We start from the raw sequence: 19196 nt of genomic DNA, 5'->3' as shown, positions 1-19196 counted from the left end.
CCTCCTTGTTCACCACCCGCCCGACCCTGCAAGGCACCTTCGGAATGGTGTCCTCCACGCACTACCTCGCCTCCCAGTCCGCGATGGCGGTCCTCGAGGACGGCGGCAACGCCTACGACGCCGCCGTCGCCGCGGGCTTCGTGCTGCACGTCGTGGAGCCGCACCTGAACGGGCCCGCGGGCGAGGTGCCGATCATCCTGGCGCCGACCGGGGGAGAGGTGCGGGTGCTGTGCGGGCAGGGCGGGGCCCCGGCGGGCGCCACCGTCGCGCACTACAAGTCCCTCGGCCTCGACCTCGTCCCCGGCACCGGACCGCTCGCGGCCGCCGTCCCCGGAGCGTTCGACGCCTGGATGCTCCTCCTGAAGGACCACGGCACCAAGACCCTCGCCGACGTCCTCAAGTACGCCATCGGGTACGCCGAGGACGGGCACGCGCCCGTGGAGCGCGTCGGCGAGACCGTCGAGACCGTGCGCGAGCTCTTCGAGACGGAGTGGCCCTCGTCCGCCGAGGTCTACCTCGTCGAGGGCAAGGCCCCCAGGCCCGGTGAGCTGCTGCGCAACCCGAAGCTCGCCGCCACCTGGAAGCGCGTCATAGCCGAGTCCGAGGAGGCCGGGGGCGAGGACCGTGTCGCGCAGATCGAGGCCGCCCGCACGGTGTGGCGCGAGGGCTTCATCGCCGAGGCGCTGGTCCGCCAGTCGCAGCGGCCCACCAAGGACACCAGCGGCGAGCGCCACGTCGGCACGCTGACCGCCGAGGACCTCGCCGGCTGGTCGGCGTCCTACGAGGCCCCGGCGACGTACGAGTGGAACGGCTGGACGCTCTGCAAGGCCGGTGGCTGGAGCCAGGGCCCCGCCTTCCTCCAGCAGCTCGCCCTGCTCCCGCCCGAGCTGCCCGCCTACGGGTCCGCCGACTACGTCCACCTGCTCGTCGAGGGCTGCAAGCTCGCGATGGCGGACCGCGAGGCCTGGTACGGCGACGCCGCCGACGTCCCCGTGGACGCGCTGCTCTCCGACGAGTACAACGCCGCGCGCCGCGCCCTGATCGACCCGGACAAGGCCTCCCACGAGCTGCGTCCCGGCAGCCCGCTGGGCGCCGAGCCGCGGCTGAGCGCGCACGCCCACGCGGTCGCCGCGGGCGAGGAGGGCTTCGACGCCATGGGCGTCGCGGGCGCGGGCGAGCCCACCGTGCAGAAGTCCACCGCGGACGAGGAGGTGTCCGCGAACGGCGCCACCCGCGGTGACACCTGCCACATCGACATCGTCGACCGCTGGGGCAACATGGTCGCCGCCACGCCCTCCGGCGGCTGGCTCCAGGCCAACCCGGTCGTCCCCGAGCTGGGCTTCCCGCTCGGCACCCGCCTCCAGATGGCCTGGCTGGACGAGGGCCTGCCGAACTCGCTCACGCCCGGCAAGCGCCCCCGCACCACGCTCACCCCGTCCCTCGCCCTGAAGGACGGCGTCCCGGTCATGGCCTTCGGCACGCCGGGCGGCGACCAGCAGGACCAGTGGCAGGTGCACTTCTTCCTGGCGGTGGCGCTGCGCGGCGCGGTCCGCGGCGGCCTCGACCTCCAGGGCGCCATCGACGCCCCGAACTGGCACAACGACTCGTTCCCCGGCTCCTTCTTCCCGCGCGGCATGCGGCCGGGCTCGGTCACCGTCGAGTCGCGGATCGGCGAGGAGATCATCGCCGAGCTGCGCCGCCGCGGCCACGACGTGACCGTCGGCGACGCCTGGTCCGAGGGCCGCCTGTGCGCCGTCGCCCGCGACCCGCGCACCGGCGTCCTGTCCGCGGCGGCGAACCCGCGCGGCATGCAGGGCTACGCGGTCGGTCGCTGACCCGTCACGGACGGTGGGCGGCACCCGGATGTCCTCGGGATGTCGCCCGCCGTTCATCTGCCGTGAGGGCGTTGTCAGTGGGCTGTGTTCTCATGGAGGCATGATCGAAACGAAGACGGAAAGCATCGAAGACTTTCCGAACACGGAAGAATTTCTGAACACGTACATCAACCACAAGCTCGTGACCGGCGTCGAGGACATCGTCCGCGCCGCCGCGGCAGCGGAGATCACCCCGCGCTTCCGGCAGCTCGCCGCCGACGAGATCGAGGAGAAGAGCGCGCCGCACGACCTCGTGACGGTCGCCGACAAGCGCGCCGAGGAGTACCTCACCCGCGAGCTCGCCGCCCTGCTGCCCGGCTCCGTCGTCGTCGGCGAGGAAGCGGTCGCCGCGGACCCGGGCTCCTACGAGGCGCTCCAGGGCAGCGCCCCGGTCTGGATCGTCGACCCGGTCGACGGCACCCGCCAGTTCGTGCACGGCGACCCCGGCTTCTGCACGCTCGTCGCCCTCGCGCTCGACGGCGTGGTGCTCGCCTCCTGGACGTACGCGCCCGCGCTCGGCGAGATGGCCGTGGCGGTCCGCGGCCGGGGCGCCCGGCTCAACGGGGAGGTGCTGCACGCCGGACCCCCGGCGCCCGGCGCCGACCTGGAGGTCGCGACCTCGCACCCCGACTTCACGACCGACGAGCAGAAGCGCTCGCTGCTGGGCCTGCGCACGGACGGCGTCGCACCGCGGCCCTGCGGATCGGCGGGCCTGGAGTACCTGGGCATCGCCCGCGGCACCGTCGACGCGATTGCCTTCGGCTGGGAGCTGGCCTGGGACCACGCGGCGGGGATCCTGCTGGTCGAGGAGGCCGGTGGGGCGCACCTCACGCGGGACGGGGTCCCGTTCTCGATCCGCGGCGGGAACGCGTTGCCGTTTGCGGCTGCGCGGGACACCTATGCGGTGCGGCGGGTGGCGGGGTTGTTGGCGGGCTGAGCCGGGGTCTCTTGGCCGGCGCCGTGGTTGCGGTCGCGGGGCTCTGCCCCGGGCCCCGCTGCTCAATCGCCGCAGGGGCTTAAAAGATCGGGGCTCTGCCCCGGACCCCGCGCCTCAAACGCCGGCGGGGCTTGATCAGCCTCAATCGGCGGCGGGGCCTGATCGGTCTCAGTCGACGGTGGGGCTTGATCAGCCTCAGCCGCCGGCGGAGCTTGATCGGAGCCCCGCGGAGCGGGGCTGTCGGTGGGGCGGCATATCCTGGGCGGGCAGTGGCCATCGGCTGACGAAGGAGTCCGAAGGTGCCGTCGATGCTCGATGCCGTCGTGGTGGGTGCGGGGCCGAACGGGCTGACCGCAGCCGTTGAACTGGCCAGGCGCGGCTTCTCCGTTGCCGTGTTCGAGGCCGAGGGGACGGTGGGCGGCGGCGCCCGCACGGAGGAGCTGACGCTCCCCGGCTTCCGTCACGACCCGTGCTCGGCCGCGCACCCCCTGGGCATCAACTCCCCGGCGTTCCGGGACCTGCCCCTGGACCGGTACGGCCTCGACTGGGTCCAGCACGAACTGCCGATGGCGCACCCGTTCCCCGACGGCAGCGCGGCCGTACTGTCCCGGTCCGTCGCCGAGACGGCCGCCTCGTTCGGCCCGCGCGACGCGGGCGCGTACCGGCGTCTGATCGAACCCCTGCTCCCGCACTGGGACACCCTGGTCCGGGACTTCATGTCCCTTCCGCTCAGCGCACTGCCCCGCGACCCGGTCACCCTCGCCCGGTTCGGACTCGTCGGCCTGCCGCCGTCGACGTGGCTGATGCGCCGCTTCCGCGACGAGAAGGCCCCCGCCCTGCTCTCGGGCCTCGTCGCCCACGTCATCGCCCCCCTGTCCGGCTTCGCGACGTCCGCGATCGGCCTGGTCTTCGCGCTCGCCGCGCACGCGCGCGGGTGGCCCGTCGCGCGCGGCGGCTCCCAGGCGATCTCCGACGCGCTCGCCGGGTACCTGAAGGACCTCGGCGGCGCCGTCCACACCGACTACGAGGTGAAGCGGCTCGACGACCTGCCGCCCGCCCGCGCCTACATCTTCGACACGTCACCGACGGCCGTCGCCCGGATCGCCGGGCTCGGCAACTACTACGAGCGCTTCCGGTACGGGGCGAGCGTCTTCAAGGTCGACTACGCGCTCGACGGGCCGGTGCCGTGGACCGCGAAGGAGGCCAGGGCCGCGGGGACGGTGCAGGTCGGCCCGTACCGCTCGGACATCGGCCGCGCGCTCAACGAGGCCTCCCGCGAGGGCCGCGGCCCCGAGGCGCCGTTCCTGATCACGGTGCAGCCGACCGTCGCCGACCCCACGCGCGCACCCGCGGGCAAGCACACCTTCTGGGCGTACGGGCACGTGCCGAACGGCTGGGACGGCGACCTCACGGACGCCATCGAGCGCCAACTGGAGCGCTTCGCACCGGGGTTCAGGGACCTGGTCCTCGCGCGCGCGACGGCGGGCCCGCCCGAGCTCGCGGTCCGCAACGCCAACTACGTGGGCGGAGACATCGCCTCCGGCGCGGCGAGCGGACTCCAGCTCCTCCTGCGCCCGAAGCTCTCCCTTTCCCCGTACACCACCCCGCACCCCGCCGTGTACATCTGCTCGTCGGCCTCCCCACCGGGGCCGGGAGTCCACGGGATGTCGGGGCACAATGCCGCGAAGGCGGTGTGGAGGAGGCTGCGCGCGTCATGACCCCTCGTAACGACCCTCAACTCGTGCTGATCCAGGGCGACATCACCGAGCAGGAAGTGGACGCGATCGTCAACGCGGCCAACTCCTCGCTGCTCGGCGGCGGGGGAGTGGACGGCGCCATCCACCGTCGCGGCGGCCCGGAGATCCTCGCCGAATGCCGAGCGCTCCGCGCCTCCCAGTACGGCAAGGGCCTCCCGACGGGGCAGGCGGTCGCCACAACGGCGGGCCGCCTCCCGGCGCGCTACGTCATCCACACGGTGGGCCCCCGCTGGTCGACGACGGAGGACCGCTCCGACCTCCTAGCGTCCTGCTACCGCGAATCGCTCCACGTGGCGGACGAGCTCCACGCACGCGTGGTCGCCTTCCCGGCGATCTCGACGGGCATCTACGGCTGGCCCCTGGAGGACGGCGCACGGATCGCGGTGGAGACGGTCCGCGCCAAGGCCACCTCGGTGGAGGAGGTCCGCTTCGTGGTGTTCGACGACCGAGCGCACACTGCATTCGAGCAGGCGCTCACAAGTGGCTAGGGCACGATAAGCCCCGCCGGCGATTGAGGCGCAGGGTCCGGGGCAGCGCCCCGAGACCGCAACCACGGCGGACGTACATGTCGAATTTCCGCCAGCCAACCCCTCCACCATGCCCGACGCTAGTCACATGTACACCGACACGGACCGCTGCGTACGCGCGGTACAGGCCAAGGACACCCGTTTCGACGGCGTCTTCTTCACCGCCGTCGTCACCACCCGCATCTACTGCCGCCCCGGCTGCCCGGTCGTCCCGCCCAAGCCCCGCAACATGCGGTTCTACCCCAGCGCCGCCGCCTGCCAGCAGGCCGGATTCCGGGCCTGCAAGCGGTGCCGCCCCGACAGCACTCCCGGCTCCCCGGAGTGGAACGTCCGCGCCGACCTCACCGCCCGCGCCATGCGCCTCATCGGCGACGGCGTGGTGGACCGCGAGGGTGTTCCCGGGCTCGCCCGCCGCCTCGGCTACAGCGCCCGCCAGATCGAGCGGCAGCTCCTCGCCGAGCTGGGCGCGGGCCCGCTCGCCCTGGCCCGCGCGCAGCGCGCCCAGACGGCACGCCTGCTGATCGAGACCACCCGACTGCCGCTCTCCGAGGTGGCGTTCGCGGCCGGCTTCGCCTCGATCCGTACCTTCAACGACACGGTCCGCGAGGTCTACGCCCTCTCTCCGAGCGAACTGCGCGCCCGCAGGCCGCAGCGGGAGGCGGACACCGTGCCCGGCGCGATCACGCTCCGCCTCCCGTTCCGCGCGCCCCTCAACCCCGACAACCTCTTCGGTCACCTCGCCGCGACGGCCGTACCCGGCGTCGAGGAGTGGCGCGACGGCTCCTACCGCCGCACCCTCCGCCTCCCGCACGGCCACGGCATCGCGACGCTCACCCCGCCGACCGCGTCCACGGCCACGTACGTCGCCTGCCGCCTGGTCCTCACCGATCAGCGCGACCTCACCGTGGCCATCAGCCGCTGCCGCCGCATGCTGGACCTGGACGCGGACCCGGTCGCCGTCGACGAGCAGCTGCGCACCGACCCGCTGCTCGCCCCGCTCGTCGACAAGGCGCCAGGGCGCCGCGTGCCGCGCACCGTCGACGAGGCCGAGTTCGCGGTACGCGCGGTCCTCGGTCAGCAGGTCTCGACGGCCGCCGCCCGCACCCACGCCGCCCGCCTGGTCCTCGCCCACGGCGAACCCGTCGATGACCCCGAGGGCGGCCTCACCCACCTCTTCCCGTCCCCGACCGCCCTCGCCTCCCTCGACCCGGAGTCGCTCGCGCTGCCCCGCAGCCGGCGTACGACCCTCACCACCCTCGTACGCCAACTGGCCGACGGAGAGCTGGGGTTGGGCCCAGAGTCCGACTGGGAGGAGGCCCGCGCCCGGCTCGCCGAGCTGCCCGGCTTCGGCCCCTGGACCATCGAGGCGATCGCCATGCGCGCGCTCGGGGACCCGGACGCGTTCCTGCCCACCGACCTCGGAATGCGCCGCGCCGCCCAGGAGCTGGGCCTGCCCCACACCCCGGCGGCGCTCACCGCCCGCGCGGCGGCCTGGCGCCCCTGGCGCGCGTACGCGACCCAGTACCTCTGGGCGACCGACAGCCACCCGATCAACTTCCTTCCCACGTAAGGGATGCACACCATGAACACGCACAAGCAGCACACGGTCATCGACAGCCCCTACGGCCCGCTCACCCTCGTCGCCACCGACGCGACACTCTCCGGCCTCTACATGACGGACCAGCGTCACCGTCCTCCGCAGGAGACCTTCGGCGCCCGCGACGAGCGCCCCTTCGGCCCGGTCATCGACCAGCTGAACGCCTATTTCCAGGGCGAGTTGACCGAGTTCGACCTGCCGCTGGCCTTGGACGGCACCCCGTTCCAGCGCTCCGTCTGGGCAGAGCTCCAGCGGATCCCGTACGGCGACACTCGTACGTACGGGGAGCTGGCCGAGGCGCTCGGAAAGCCGAACGCCTCGCGCGCCGTGGGCCTCGCCAACGGCAAGAACCCCATCGGCGTCATCGTCCCCTGCCACCGCGTCATCGGGGCGAACGGCGACCTCACCGGCTACGGCGGCGGCCTCGACCGCAAGCGCCGCCTGCTGGCCTTCGAGCGCTCCGCAGCCACCGCCGACGCGCTGTTCTAGGGCCCACGACTCAGGCAAGATCCGTCAGAAGGCTCTAGCCCCCGTACACCCCGTACGCCGGCATCCCCGCCGTCTCGAAGACGTGCACGGACAGGCCGCCCGCCGTGGAGCGCTGGCCGACCAGGCGAAGGCCCGCCGGGGTGCCGCCGTCCGGGAACAGGCGGCGGCCCCTGCCCACGACGACCGGGGCGATCGCGAGCCGCAGCTCGTCGACGAGGCCCGCCGCGAGCAGCGACTGGGCGAGCCGCGCGCTGCCGTGGATCTGCAGCTCACGGCCGGGCTGCCGCTTCAGGGCGTCGACCTCGGCGGCGATGTTGCCCGCCAGGATCGTGGTCGGGTTCCAGTCGGCCTCGGCCAGGCTCTGCGTGGCGACGTACTTCGGCAGGCCGTTCATGGTCGGTGCGAAGGGGTGGTCGGTCATCGTCGGCCAGTCCCGCGCGAAGTTCTCGTACGTCCGGCGCCCGAACAGCAGCCCGTCCGCCCGGCCGAGCCAGTCCTCGGCGATCCCCATGAACTCCTCGTCCACGTACGGCACGAACCAGCCGCCGCGCGTGAACCCGTCACTGGTGTCCTCGTCGGGGGAGCCCGGACCCTGCGAAACACCGTCCAGCGTCAGGAACTCCTGCACCACCAGCTTCATCGGGTACCGCCTCTCGTAGGTCGCTGCCCTCAGCCTGCCCGACGGCGGGGGCCCGCGCAGCGCGACCTACGCATCCGCGAGTTCGCCGAGCAGCCGCGGCACCGCCGTCCCGATCGGCTCCCGTACGACCTCGGCGGCCATGTCGTCGTACGGGGTCGGTTCGGCGTTGACCACCACCAGGCGGGCGCCGTGCTCGGCGGCGAGGCCCGCGAGTCCGGCGGCCGGATGGACCTGGAGCGAGGATCCGACCGCGAAGAAGACGTCGCACGCTTTGGTGACCTCGACGGCCTCGCCGAGCACCAGCGGGTCGAGGTTCTCGCCGAACATCACGGTCGTCGACTTGAGGATGCCGCCGCACACGAGGCAGAGCGGATCGTCCTCGCCCGCCTCCAGACGCGCGATCGCGTCCTCCATGGGGCCGCGCGCGTCGCACTGCGTGCACATGAACTGCCGTGCGGAGCCGTGCAGTTCGAGCACCTTGCGGGCGGGTGTGCCGGCGAGCTGGTGCAGCCCGTCGACGTTCTGCGTGATGACCCGGACCGAGGTGCCCGCCCGCTCGGAGAGGTCCGCGATCGCCCGGTGCGCGGGATTCGGCTCGGCGGTCAGCGTGACGGCCCGGCGCCGCACCTGCCAGGCGCGGCGCCGGATCTCCGGGTCGTTCATGTAGTACTCGTACGTGACGAGCTTCTCGGCGTCGGGATCCTTGCGCCACACGCCGTTCGGGCCGCGGTAGTCCGGGATGCCGGAGTCCGTGCTGATGCCCGCGCCGGTGAGAATCGCAACCAGGGTCATGACCTCAACGGTAGGTCAGTCCGTCGCCTCCGCGTGCACCGGCTTCGGGATCAGCAGCGACGCGAACAGGGCCGCCACGATGAGCACGAGACCCGCCACGACACCGGCGCTGTAGCCGCCGACCGAGGTGCCGCCCGAGGGGGCGACCGAGTCCATCGCCGCGTACAGGACCACGAAGCTGAGGCCCGCGCCGAGGTTGAAGCAGCCCGCGTTGAGGCCCGGCAGGAAGCCGGGGTTCTCGGGCGGGGAGAGCACGATGCCGAGGCCGTTCAGCATGATGTTGGCCATGCCCGCGTACGTGACACCCAGCAGGATCGAGACCGCCAGGAGGAGACCCGAGGAGTCCGTCTGGAGCGTCAGCAGCGCCAGGACCGTCGAGACCGCCGTGGCGATCAGGCCGGTGCGCAGGACGCGGCCGTAGCCGAACGTCGCCGCGAGGCGTCCCGAGATCGGGCCCATGGCGAGGCCCGCGAGCGCGTACGGGGTCAGCGTCCACCAGGTCGCGCCCTCGGCGCCGAGGCCGAGCCCCACCGAGGTGTCCTGCGCGAAGCCGGGCAGCAGACCGTTCATGATCGCGAAGACGCCGGTCATGGTCAGCATGGTGGACAGCAGGAGCGACCAGGTCGCGCGGCGCTTCAGCAGGTGCGTGGTGACCAGCGGGTGCGAGGAGCGGTTCTCCATGCGCCAGAACGCCCAGAAGGCGAGCACGGCGACGACCAGCAGGCCGATCGCCAGCGGCCAGTTCGCCGCGGCCAGCTTGCCCGCCTCGTTGAAGGCGATCAGGAGCGCGCCGACGGAGATCACCAGGAGCAGCACGCCCGGCCAGTCCATGGGCGGCCGCTCGGCGGCGCGGGACTCCGGGGCGAAGAGGCGTACGAGCACGGCCGAGAGGGCCGCGAAGGCGGTCATGACCCAGAAGATCGACGCGTAGCCGTAGTGCTCGGCGAGCGAGCCGCCCGCGAACGAGTCGACGCCCGCGATGCCGCCGTTGACGGCGGTGACGACGCCCATGAGCGTGCCGTACCGCTTCGGGTCCGGGACCTCGACGCGCAGCATGATCAGGGCGAGCGGGATCGTCGGGCCCGAGGCGCCCTGGATGACCCGCCCCACGGCGAGCATCCCGACGGAGGTCGCGAGCGCGGAGATCACGCACCCGACGGCCATCAGGACCATCATCCCGGTGAGCACCTTGCGGCGGCCGATCAGATCGCCGAGGCGCGGCAGGAAGAGCGAGAACAGTGCGGCGGCCGTGAAGAACGCGGTCTGCGTGACGCCGATCGCGGACGCGGTGGTGTCCAGCTCGTCCGCCATCGTCGCGAGCGCGGGGCTGAGCATCGAGGCGTTGAGCTGGAAGGCGAAGCTGGCCGCGAGCAGCGCGACCATGAGGGCGCCGATCCGGACCGGGCGCCTCGCGTCCGGGCCGCCGGCCGGGGAGTGGGGGGAGGCGGCGACGTTCATGCGGTGGGCTCTCCGGTGACGGTCTCCGCGGCGACGGCCTCGGTGTCGGGCGCGGCGCCCGTGGGCTCGCCGATCCGCTCCAGGGCGTCGACCACGAGGTTCCAGAACCGCTCGTGGTCCAGGTCGACGGCGACCTGGGTGTGGCAGTCCTCGGGCGCGGGCGCGCGCAGGTCGGTGACGGTCATGCCGAGCGTGAGGGAGCCGCGCAGCTCGATGTCGACGGGCGCCTTGCGGACGGTCATGACGCTCGGGTCGATGACGTACGCGACGGCGCACGGGTCGTGCACGGGCGGGTGCTCGAAGCCCTGGTTCTCGCGGTAGGCCTCGCGGAAGAACTCGAGCAGTTCGAGTACGAACTGCGCGGGCTTCGTGCCGACGGCCTTGATCTTCTGCTCCACGGCCGGGGTGGCGAGCGCCTGGTGGGTGAGGTCGAGGCCGACCATCGTGACCGGCCACTTCTCGTTGAAGACGATGTGGGCGGCCTCGGGGTCGATCACGATGTTGAACTCGGCGACCGGGCTCCAGTTGCCCTCGTGGTAGCCGCCGCCCATCAGGACGACCTCGCGGACGCGCTCGACGATGCGCGGCTCCTTGCGGGCGGCGAGCGCGATGTTCGTGAGGCCCGCGGTCGGCACGATGGTGATCTCACCGGGCTCGTGCGCCATCACCGTGTCGATGATCAGGTCCACCGCGTGCCGCTCGTCGAGCTCGAAGGCGGCGTCCGGGAGATCCGGCCCGTCGAGGCCCGTGTCGCCGTGGATCTCGGGCGCGGTCTCGATCGTACGGATCAGCGGCCGCGGGCAGCCCGCCGCGAACGGCACCCCGGTGATGCCGGCGATCGCGGCCACCGAGAGGGCGTTGCGCGTCACCTTCTCCAGGGTCTGGTTGCCGACGACGGTGGTCACGGCGACCAGGTCGATGTCGGGATTGCCGTGCGCGAGCAGCATCGCGACCGCGTCGTCGTGCCCCGGGTCGCAGTCGAGAATGATCTTCCTGGTCAACGGATCGAGCCCCTTTTGCTCCGGTGTGAGCCCGCGTCCTGCCCCCGGTCGGATCGGCGCGCGCTCTAAAAAACTGTCCACGGAAACATGACCCGGCGCCACACGAGTTGTCAACGCGCGTAGACGTCGGGTGGCCTGCGCGCCGGGCTCAGCCGACGACCGGCTCCCCGTTCTCCAGCTCGACCGTGCCCGAGCCGCTGTCCAGTGCGCCGAGGGCGGCGCCCACCCGCCGGCCCAGCGACCCCGGCAGATACGAGCCGAGCTCCGCGCGCTCCACGAACCGCCACGACAGCAGCTCCTCCTCCTGCAACCGGATGGCCTGCTGCTGCGCCCCGGTCAGGACCCCGCCGTCGTAGAGGTAGGCCACGATCGGCGGCCGCCCCGCCCCCGGCACCCAGTCCACGGCGAGCAGCCGTCCCACGGGCACGTCGAGCCCGATCTCCTCCAGCGTCTCGCGGCGCGCCCCCTGCCGCGGCGACTCCCCGTCGTCCGACTCCACGGTGCCGCCGGGCAGCGCCCAGCCCTCCCGGTAATTGGGCTCGACGAGCAGCACCCGCCCCTCCGCGTCCCGGAACAGTGCGGCGGCGCCGACCAGGACGCGGGGGAGGCCTGCGATGTATGCGGCGTAGTCAAGGGTGGTCATCGGACCAGCCTAATCACGCGATCGGGGCGGGTTTCGGCGCGGGCTCAGGCGCGGGTTCGGCTCGCGGCGGGCCAGGTGTCAGGCCATGCCACGTCGTCGATCGCGAGCCACGGGGCGCGGGCCACGGCCGTGGGGGTGAGGCCGGTGAACTCCCTTACGTCGCGGTGCAGATGGGGCTGGTCGACGTAGCCGCCGGCGATGGCGGCATCGGCGGCCGGGCGCCCCGCGGCCAGCAGATGCGCGGCGTGGTCGAAGCGTACGAGGCGGGCGGCGCGCTTGGGGGTGATGCCCAGTTGGGACCGGAAGCGGGCGCACAGCCTGCCCCGGCTCCAGCCGACCTCGTCCGCGAGGCCCTCGACCCGCACCCGTCCCCGGCGGGCCAGCGTCCGCCGCCAGGCGTGGGTGACCTCCGGATCGACGCGTGGGGAGGTGTCGAGGCGGCGGCCGATGGCCTCTGTCGCGATCGCGAACCGCTCGTGCCACGAACCGGCGGCGCGCAGCCTGCCCTCGAACCCGTCCGCAGGGCGCCCCCAGACATCGGCGAGCGGCACCATGGTCCCGCTGAGCTCCGCCGACGAGCCCAACACCGCTGTCGCCAGGGCCGGTTGGAGACGGATCTGCAGGCACGTGCCGAACCGGCCGGAGGCCCGGAGCTCGCCGGGGAGCAGTCCGATGACGGCACTGCCGCGACCGGTCCTGCCGTGATTGTCGTAGACGAAGCCGTCCCCGTCGCTCAGGTCGATGAGCAGCGTGACGGACGGGTGCGCGACCATGCTGATGCCCATGGGTGCGGGGACGCGCTGACTGAATCCGGCCATGCCGACCCCCGGCAGCCGGAGCGCCGGGGACGGAACCGAGATGTCCATCGCGTCCCAGTCGGGTGGCGCTCCGATGGCTGCCCCGATGGCTGTCCCGATTGTCTCGATCGGCGGCATGTGGCCAGTCTAGGACCGTGGTTGGCGGGCCGTCGCGGCGAAGTCCAGCAGGAGTTCGCCGGTCGCCTCCGGGGCTTCGAGGAGGGGGAGGTGTCCGACGCCGGGCAGCATCTCCACGCGCGCGTTCGGCACCGTGGCGTAGCTCTGCGCCGACGCCGGGTCCCAACGGGGCTCGGCGGCACCGAAGACGACCAGCACCGGGATGCCGAGCGGGGCGAGCCGCTCGGGCACCGTGCGCTCGATGATGTACGCGCCGTTCTCCCGCAGCACCGCCCGGAACGCGCCGTACGGGATGCGCTGCACCCCGGCGATCAGCTCCTCCGGGACGTCCACGGGGCGGGCGGCCGTCGACCTGATGCCCGCGCGGACCCAGGCGTCCGAGCGCAGCGCCCAGATGAGCCGGCCGAGCGGCGGGCCCGTCAGGAAGCGCAGGATGAACGGCTGCGGGAGGAGCGCGTCCATGCGCGGGCCCGAGCTGATCAGCGTGAGCGAGCGCACCAGGTCGGGGCGCCGCTCGGCGAGCGCGGTGGCGATGTAGCCCCCGCTGGAGTGCCCGGCCACGGCGACGTCCCGCAGTCCGAGGTCGTCGAGCAGTTCGGCCAACGCGGCGGCCTGCGCGGGCACTTCGTAGGACGGGGCGGGCGGGGAGTGGCCGCAGCCGGGCAGGTCGACCCGGATGACGTGATGGTGTTCCGCGAGTGCCGGGATCATCGGGATCCAGCAGCCGCCCGCGGCCCCCGACCCGTGGATGAGCAGGAGGGGCGGCGCCTGGGGCGGGCCGTCGTGGACCACGTGCATCCCGTGCGAGATTTCAACGTCGTACGTAGTCATACTGCGAGGGTGCACGGGTGACGGCCCCCCGGTCTTGTAAAAATGTCGCCCCCGGGGCGGGGCCGGGACGGGTGCGGCTTACGCCGGATCCTGGGACGCGGCCAACTCCACGGTGCGCGCGGCCAGTTCACTGATGCGTACGCCGTCGAAGCCGAACACGGCGCTGCGGACCCGGTCCTCCAGGGGCTCGGTCCACTGCGCGGGGATCGCGGCGGCGCCGCACAGCACGCCCGCGAACGAGCCGGCCGTCGCGCCGTTGGAGTCCGTGTCGAGGCCGCCGCGGACGGTCAGGGTCACGGTGCGGGTGAAGTCGCCGTCGCCGTACAGCAGCCCGGCGGTGATCACCGCGGCGTTCGGGACCGTGTGGATCCAGCCGAGGCCCGCCGTCTCCTTCTCGACGGTGGCGAGCGTCTCCTCCCAGCTGAGCCGCGAGTCGTGCAGGGAGGCCGTGCGGCGTACGACGCGGGCCAGGCGGCTGCTCGCGGGGATCACGCAGAGCGCGGCGTCGAGGGCGGCGCGCGGGGTCGGCGCGGTGAAGGCGGCGGAGATCAGGGCGGCGGCCCACATCGCGCCGTAGACGCCGTTGCCTGTGTGCGAGAGGACGGCGTCGCGGCGGGCCAGGGAGGCGGCGCGGCGCGGGGCGCCCGGGTTGGTCCAGCCGAAGACGTCCGCGCGGATCAGGGCGCCGATCCACTCCTGGTGGGGATTGTCGAACGTCGCCGTGAGCGGGGGCTTCAGCCCGTTCGCGAGATTCCGGTAGGCCGCGCGCTCCGCCGTGAACGTCTGGAGGTAGGGGAGCCGGAGCAGCCACAATTCGCCCACCTGCTCCGTGGTGAACGCGAAACCGTGCGTCTCCAGGAGATGCAGGCCGAGCACCGCGTAGTCCACGTCGTCGTCGCGGCAGCTGCCGTGGATGCGGCCGCGCACGCACTGGCGCCACTCGGGGCGCAGCGCCAGGGCCACCTCGTCCGACGGGGGCTCGGGCAGGTAGTCGGTCAGGGGCAGGGCCTCGGCCTGCCGCAGATAGCGGTCGATGCGCTCGCGCGTCCACACCTCGCCCTGCTCGACCGGCTTGCCGAGCATGTTGCCGGCGATCCGGCCGAGCCAGCCGCCGAGCACACGGTCGGCGAGGGTGGGGTCGGCGTGCGGGCTCACGGCGGGCGTCATGAGACCGGTGTACCCGTTTTTGAAGATCAACGGTCGCGCTGGTTTGCGGCTCTTTGTACGCGTATTCCGGCGGCGATCGCCGGTCCGCGGACCGGACGACCATGGGCAGCGGGCCCCTCCTGCGGTTAAGGTCGCAGCGGCGCGACTGCCTTGCCTCGTGCAAGGCGCAACAGCAAGGGGAGAGCAAGGTGGCGGACGCTGCAGGGGCCGCGCGGCACGTGTTGATCGCGGCGGACAAGTTCAAGGGCTCGCTCACCGCGGTGCAGGTCGCACAGCGTGTGACGGCGGGTCTGCACCGGGTCGCGCCCGAGGTCACGGTGGAGTCCGTGCCGGTCGCGGACGGTGGCGACGGGACGGTGGCGGCGGCGGTCGCGGCCGGGTTCGAGCGCCGCGAGGTCCGGGTGACCGGGCCGCTCGGTGAGCCGGTCGTCGCCGCGTACGCGCTGCGCGAGGGCACGGCCGTCGTGGAGATGGCGGAGGCGTCCGGGCTCCAGCTGCTGCCCGAGGGCGAGTTCGCGCCGCTCACCGCGACGACGTACGGGTCCGGTGAGGTGATCGCCGCGGCGCTCGACGCCGGGGCGCGCTCGATCGTGTTCGGTGTGGGCGGCAGTGCCACGACGGACGGCGGCGCGGGGATGCTGGTGGCGCTCGGCGCGCGGCTGCTGGACGCGGAGGGCGCGCCGGTCGGGCCGGGCGGTGGCGCGCTCGCGGGCCTGGCCTCGGCCGATCTGTCCGGGCTCGACGCGCGGCTCGCCGATGTCGAAATCGTCCTGGCGAGCGACGTCGACAATCCGCTGACCGGGCCGAAGGGGGCGCCCGCGATCTACGGTCCGCAGAAGGGCGCCACCGCGCAGGACGTCGCCGAGCTGGACGCGGCGCTGGCCCACTACGCGAAGGTGCTGTCCGAGTCGGTGGGGCCGAAGGCGCTCGAGTACGCGGAGTCGCCGGGGGCGGGAGCCGCGGGTGGCATCGGGTTCGGGGCGCTGGTCGGGCTCGGGGCGGGCTTCCGGCCCGGGATCGAGGTCATGCTCGACGTTCTCGGCTTCGCGCCCGCGTTGGAGCGGGCCGAGCTGGTGATCACCGGTGAGGGTTCGCTGGACGAGCAGACGCTGCACGGGAAGGCGCCGGCGGGTGTCGCGGCGGCGGCGCGGGCGGCGGGCGTCGAGGTCGTCGCCGTGTGCGGGCGGCTTGCGCTGGCGCCGGAGGTGTTGGGGCGGGCCGGGATCCGCCGGGCGTACGCGCTCACGGACGTGGAGCCGGATGTGTCCCGCTGCATCGCGGAGGCGGGCCCGATCCTGGAGGACGTCGCCGCGTCCATCGCGGAGGACTTCTTGCGCTGAGGCGGGGTGGGCGTGCGGTGCCGTGGCCTGGGCCTGACGTTTCCCTCGCGCGGCACCGCGACCCTCGCCCAACCCGAGGCCGGGGCCCTGCGTCTCCGTCGCGCGGCACCGTGAGGGTTGCCCAGCCGTGGCCGGGGCCCCTGCGCCATCATCGCGCGGCACCGGGGGCCGCCTTGCCCACCCTGCCGCCCCAGGCGGCAGATTGCCCAAGGCGGGGGCGGTTGACCGCAGCGGGTGGGGAGCCGTGGCTGGCGCCGGATTGCCCAAGGTGGGTGCGGTTGACCGCAGCGGGTGGGGAGCCGTGGCTGGCGCCGGATTGCCCAAGGCGGGTGCGGTTGACCGCAATGGGTGGGGAGCCGTGGCTGGCGCCGGATTGCCCAAGGTGGGGGCGGTTGACCGCGAGGGGTGGGAGATGGGTGGGCACATCAAGCCCCTGCGGCGTTTGAGCAGCGGGGTCCGGGGCGGAGCCCCGAGCTTTTCAGCCCCGCCGGCGATTGAGGCGCGGGGGCCGGGAGCTTCGGCCACCCCCGCCCCCCCCGGCGCCTGCTGTGACGGTTGAGCCGTGGCGATAACCTGCGTCACCATGATGCGCGCTTGGATTCTGCCGATGGTGCTCGTGCTCAGTGGCTCGGCCGTCGCGACCGGGCAGGTCCTCAACGGGAGCCCAGGTACGGCCATGGCACTCCTGTTGGCGTTCCTCGTGCTCGCCGCCCTCAACTCGCCCCTGATCTTCCCGAGGTCGATCGGCGCGCAGGAGGCGCGGCGTCGCAGCGCGGCCGACGGCCGGCCGGTCGTCTTCTGGCGTCCGGGCTGCAAGTTCTGCATACGACTGCGCCTCCGGCTCGGCCGCAACGCTCGCCGGCTGCACTGGGTCAACATCTGGCACGACCCGGCAGCAGCCGCCGCGGTGAGGGACGCCAACGACGGCAACGAGACCGTGCCGACCGTCGTCGTGGCGGGCCGGCCCCACACCAACCCGGATCCCGCGTGGGTGCGCGAACAGCTCTCCGCTTCCGGGTAACCGCAAGATTGCCCCCTCGCGCTCCCGCCGGAATCGCCCCGTCCCGACGCTCGGCGCCCCCGTGCGGGCCGGTTCCGGCAGGGCGTGGGTGGCAGGGCCACCGCCGGGACCGCACAAGGTCACGTGCGCGTTCCGGGCCGCGTGCGGCGTCGGCTCCCAAGCCGCTCACCTGCCAGGACGCCGTCCTCCGGATAGCCTGACGCAGGCCAACTCGCCTCCGGAGGAGACACGTTGAAGCGGTACATGCGCACCACGGACGACGTCCTGGAGATGCTCGACCGGGCGTTCCCCAGTACCGGCGGAGCCGACTGGTGGGACGGGTTCTACGCCGACCGCGAGCGGGACGTTCCGTTCTTCGTCGAGAAGGCCGACGAGAATCTTGTCGGCCACATCGACAAGGGTCCGATCCGCCCGGAGGGGCGTGCGCTGGACCTCGGCTGCGGCCCCGGCCGCAACGCCCTGCACCTCGCCGCCCGCGGCTTCGACGTGGACGCCGTCGACCTGTCCGCCACCGCCGTGGCCTGGGGCAAGGAGCGGGCCGCCGCCGCGAACTCGGACGTACGGTTCCACGAAGGGGACATCTTCGACGTCCGACTCCCGTACGCGACGTACGACGTGGTGTACGACTCCGGATGCCTGCACCACCTCCCACCGCACCGCCGCGTCAGCTATCTCGCCCTCCTCGACCGCGTGCTCGCACCCGGCGGCTACTTCGGGCTGGTCTGTTTCGCCGCGGGGGCCATGGGCTCGGAAGTGTCCGACGAGGAGCTGTACCGGAGCGGCGACCTCGAAGGTGGACTCGCCTTCGCACCCGATGAACTGCGCCACCTCTTCGGCGAGTTGGAGGAGGTCGAGATCCGTCCCATGGCCGCGCAGGGCGAGGGCTCGGCGACGTACGGCGTGCCCTTCCTCCTCACCGCACTCTTCCGTCGACCCACAGCAGATGCCTCACCCCGGTGACAACCGGTACGCGTCCAGCGCCAACGTCATCTCCATCAGATCCCGCGGCCGCGACAGCGAACGCGACGTCAACTGTTCCAGCCTGCGCAGCCGGTTGAAGACCGTGTTGCGGTGGCAGTACAGGCGGCCCGCCGCCCGCCCCGCCGACCCCTCGCACGCCAGCCACGCGTCCAGCGTCTCCAACAGCACTGCCCGGTCGGCCGGTTCGAGCGCCAGGAGCTCGCCGAAGACGCCCGACACCAGGCGCTGCGCCAGGTCCGGCTGGCTCACCACCAGCGCCGTCGGCATCCGCTCGTCCAGGCGGACCACCCCCGTCGTCTCCGGCGGACAGGTGCGCAACGCGAGTTCGGCGAGGCGGCGGGCGTGGCCGAGCTCGGCGAGCCCCTTGACGACGGGACTGACCCCGCCGGGACCCGGACAGCGCCCGTCGAGCAGCGCCGCCAGATCGTCCAGCGTGCGGCCCGCCCCGAGCGCCGCCACCCCCACCTCGCAGTCCGCCCGCATCCGCCACACGAACCGGAACCGCGGGTCCTGGATCCGCCGGTGGAACGCCTCGCGCCCGCCCTGCCGCTCCACCCGGAGCACGACGACCGCGTACGGGCCGTGCTCGGGCAGGTCGAGGCCCGCCGCCGCGCGCGCCGCGAGGCCCGGCGCAGGACGGCCGTCCAGGAGCGCGTCGAGCAGCGCCTGCGTCTGCTCGTCGGTACGGCGGCGCAGCTCCAACTCCGTTGCCCGGTACGCCTCGGAGGCCGCCTCGGCCTGCGCGTCCACCGCCGCCCACACCATCGTCGCCGAACGCATCAGCGCCTTCAGCCGCGCCGGTTCGCCGCCCGCGCTCTCCATCAGGGCGTCCCAGACGATGTAGCCCGCGTTGCGGTAGGCGTGGATCAGGAGGTCGAGCGGGAGGCCCTGGCCCGCCCGGCGACGGCCCGCGTCCTCGGCGTACTCCAGGTCCTTGCGCGGCGAGTCGCGGGGCGCCGAGATCGTCTCGATGCCGATGCGCATCGCCTGCTCGGCCTCCCGCCACTGGGCGTCGTACGGCAGCACGCGCGCGTAGACGTCCGAGTACGCGAAGAGCTGCCGCAGGTGCTCGTCGACGAGTTCCGGCACCTTCTCCAACAGCGCCGCGCACGCCTCCTTCAGCAGCTTCCAGTCCTGGCCCGTGCGGTGCTTGCGCGTTCCCATCGCCCCTCCCCAACGAGCCGTACGAGTCGTTAAAGCGACGGC

General features: G+C 73.1%; 18 protein-coding genes. 9 read left to right on the top strand and 9 right to left on the bottom strand.

The window, feature by feature from the left end:
• The first annotated feature begins 5 nt into the window (after positions 1 to 5).
• The 6 genes from ACOKM3_RS10760 (at position 6) to ACOKM3_RS10735 (ending at position 7181) form a co-directional block, all read left to right on the top strand.
• On the top strand, positions 6 to 1835 hold the full coding sequence (locus ACOKM3_RS10760) for a gamma-glutamyltransferase family protein (RefSeq protein ID WP_426899287.1): 1830 nt from the start codon (positions 6 to 8) through the stop codon (positions 1833 to 1835).
• Positions 1836 to 1935: 100 nt separating this feature from the next.
• Entirely contained in the window at positions 1936 to 2811 is an 876-nt protein-coding gene (locus tag ACOKM3_RS10755) for an inositol monophosphatase family protein (RefSeq protein ID WP_426899285.1), read from the top strand.
• A gap of 299 nt (positions 2812 to 3110) precedes the next feature.
• Positions 3111 to 4529: a phytoene desaturase family protein gene (locus ACOKM3_RS10750; protein WP_426899283.1), complete on the top strand. Its 1419-nt coding sequence runs from the start codon at positions 3111 to 3113 to the stop codon at positions 4527 to 4529.
• Positions 4526 to 5056, top strand: coding sequence for an O-acetyl-ADP-ribose deacetylase (locus ACOKM3_RS10745; protein WP_426899281.1), 531 nt, complete (start codon positions 4526 to 4528; stop codon positions 5054 to 5056). Before ACOKM3_RS10750 ends, ACOKM3_RS10745 begins: the two co-directional genes overlap by 4 nt.
• 127 nt (positions 5057 to 5183) lie before the next feature.
• Positions 5184 to 6665 (top strand): AlkA N-terminal domain-containing protein, encoded by a 1482-nt coding sequence (locus tag ACOKM3_RS10740; protein ID WP_426899279.1) that lies wholly within the window; start codon positions 5184 to 5186, stop codon positions 6663 to 6665.
• A 3-nt stretch (positions 6666 to 6668) separates the two neighbouring features.
• Positions 6669 to 7181 (top strand): methylated-DNA--[protein]-cysteine S-methyltransferase, encoded by a 513-nt coding sequence (locus ACOKM3_RS10735; RefSeq protein ID WP_426899277.1) that lies wholly within the window; start codon positions 6669 to 6671, stop codon positions 7179 to 7181.
• A gap of 34 nt (positions 7182 to 7215) precedes the next feature.
• Here the strand turns inward: ACOKM3_RS10735 and ACOKM3_RS10730 are convergent, their stop codons facing one another.
• From ACOKM3_RS10730 to ACOKM3_RS10695, 8 genes are all read right to left on the bottom strand, one after another.
• Positions 7216 to 7821 carry a dihydrofolate reductase family protein gene (locus tag ACOKM3_RS10730; RefSeq protein WP_426899275.1) on the bottom strand — a complete coding sequence of 202 codons (606 nt, stop codon included), beginning with the start codon at positions 7819 to 7821 and terminating at the stop codon, positions 7216 to 7218.
• Between the two features lie 66 nt (positions 7822 to 7887).
• Complete coding sequence (locus ACOKM3_RS10725) at positions 7888 to 8613, bottom strand: SIR2 family NAD-dependent protein deacylase (protein WP_426899273.1); 726 nt, start codon at positions 8611 to 8613, stop codon at positions 7888 to 7890.
• Between the two features lie 15 nt (positions 8614 to 8628).
• Positions 8629 to 10071 carry a uridine transporter UriT gene (gene uriT / locus ACOKM3_RS10720; protein WP_426899271.1) on the bottom strand — a complete coding sequence of 481 codons (1443 nt, stop codon included), beginning with the start codon at positions 10069 to 10071 and terminating at the stop codon, positions 8629 to 8631.
• Positions 10068 to 11072, bottom strand: a complete 1005-nt coding sequence (gene uriH, locus ACOKM3_RS10715) for a uridine-preferring nucleoside hydrolase UriH (protein ID WP_426899269.1) — start codon at positions 11070 to 11072, stop codon at positions 10068 to 10070. Before uriH ends, uriT begins: the two co-directional genes overlap by 4 nt.
• A gap of 148 nt (positions 11073 to 11220) precedes the next feature.
• On the bottom strand, positions 11221 to 11715 hold the full coding sequence (locus tag ACOKM3_RS10710) for an NUDIX domain-containing protein (RefSeq protein ID WP_426899267.1): 495 nt from the start codon (positions 11713 to 11715) through the stop codon (positions 11221 to 11223).
• Between the two features lie 44 nt (positions 11716 to 11759).
• Entirely contained in the window at positions 11760 to 12650 is an 891-nt protein-coding gene (locus ACOKM3_RS10705; RefSeq protein WP_426899265.1) for an AraC family transcriptional regulator, read from the bottom strand.
• Positions 12651 to 12659: 9 nt separating this feature from the next.
• Positions 12660 to 13481, bottom strand: coding sequence for an alpha/beta fold hydrolase (locus tag ACOKM3_RS10700; RefSeq protein WP_426899263.1), 822 nt, complete (start codon positions 13479 to 13481; stop codon positions 12660 to 12662).
• Positions 13482 to 13559: 78 nt separating this feature from the next.
• Positions 13560 to 14648, bottom strand: coding sequence for an ADP-ribosylglycohydrolase family protein (locus ACOKM3_RS10695; protein WP_426899261.1), 1089 nt, complete (start codon positions 14646 to 14648; stop codon positions 13560 to 13562).
• Positions 14649 to 14836: 188 nt separating this feature from the next.
• Between ACOKM3_RS10695 and ACOKM3_RS10690 the strand changes: the two genes are divergently transcribed.
• From ACOKM3_RS10690 to ACOKM3_RS10680, 3 genes are all read left to right on the top strand, one after another.
• Positions 14837 to 15988, top strand: a complete 1152-nt coding sequence (locus ACOKM3_RS10690; protein WP_426899259.1) for a glycerate kinase — start codon at positions 14837 to 14839, stop codon at positions 15986 to 15988.
• A gap of 583 nt (positions 15989 to 16571) precedes the next feature.
• Positions 16572 to 17009 (top strand): glutaredoxin domain-containing protein, encoded by a 438-nt coding sequence (locus ACOKM3_RS10685; protein WP_426899257.1) that lies wholly within the window; start codon positions 16572 to 16574, stop codon positions 17007 to 17009.
• Between the two features lie 231 nt (positions 17010 to 17240).
• The gene (locus ACOKM3_RS10680) at positions 17241 to 17969 is read left to right on the top strand and encodes a class I SAM-dependent methyltransferase (protein ID WP_426899255.1); all 729 of its coding nucleotides are present in this window, start codon (positions 17241 to 17243) and stop codon (positions 17967 to 17969) included.
• On the opposite strand, the gene ACOKM3_RS10675 is transcribed toward ACOKM3_RS10680, so the two are convergent.
• Positions 17958 to 19154 (bottom strand): helix-turn-helix domain-containing protein, encoded by a 1197-nt coding sequence (locus tag ACOKM3_RS10675; RefSeq protein WP_426899253.1) that lies wholly within the window; start codon positions 19152 to 19154, stop codon positions 17958 to 17960. The genes ACOKM3_RS10680 and ACOKM3_RS10675 overlap by 12 nt on opposite strands.
• Between the last annotated feature and the right edge of the window lie 42 nt (positions 19155 to 19196).

Origin of the sequence: Streptomyces nidicola (assembly GCF_050106155.1) — a bacterium.
Classification (GTDB): domain Bacteria; phylum Actinomycetota; class Actinomycetes; order Streptomycetales; family Streptomycetaceae; genus Streptomyces.
This window is presented reverse-complemented; position numbering and strand designations above follow the sequence as displayed.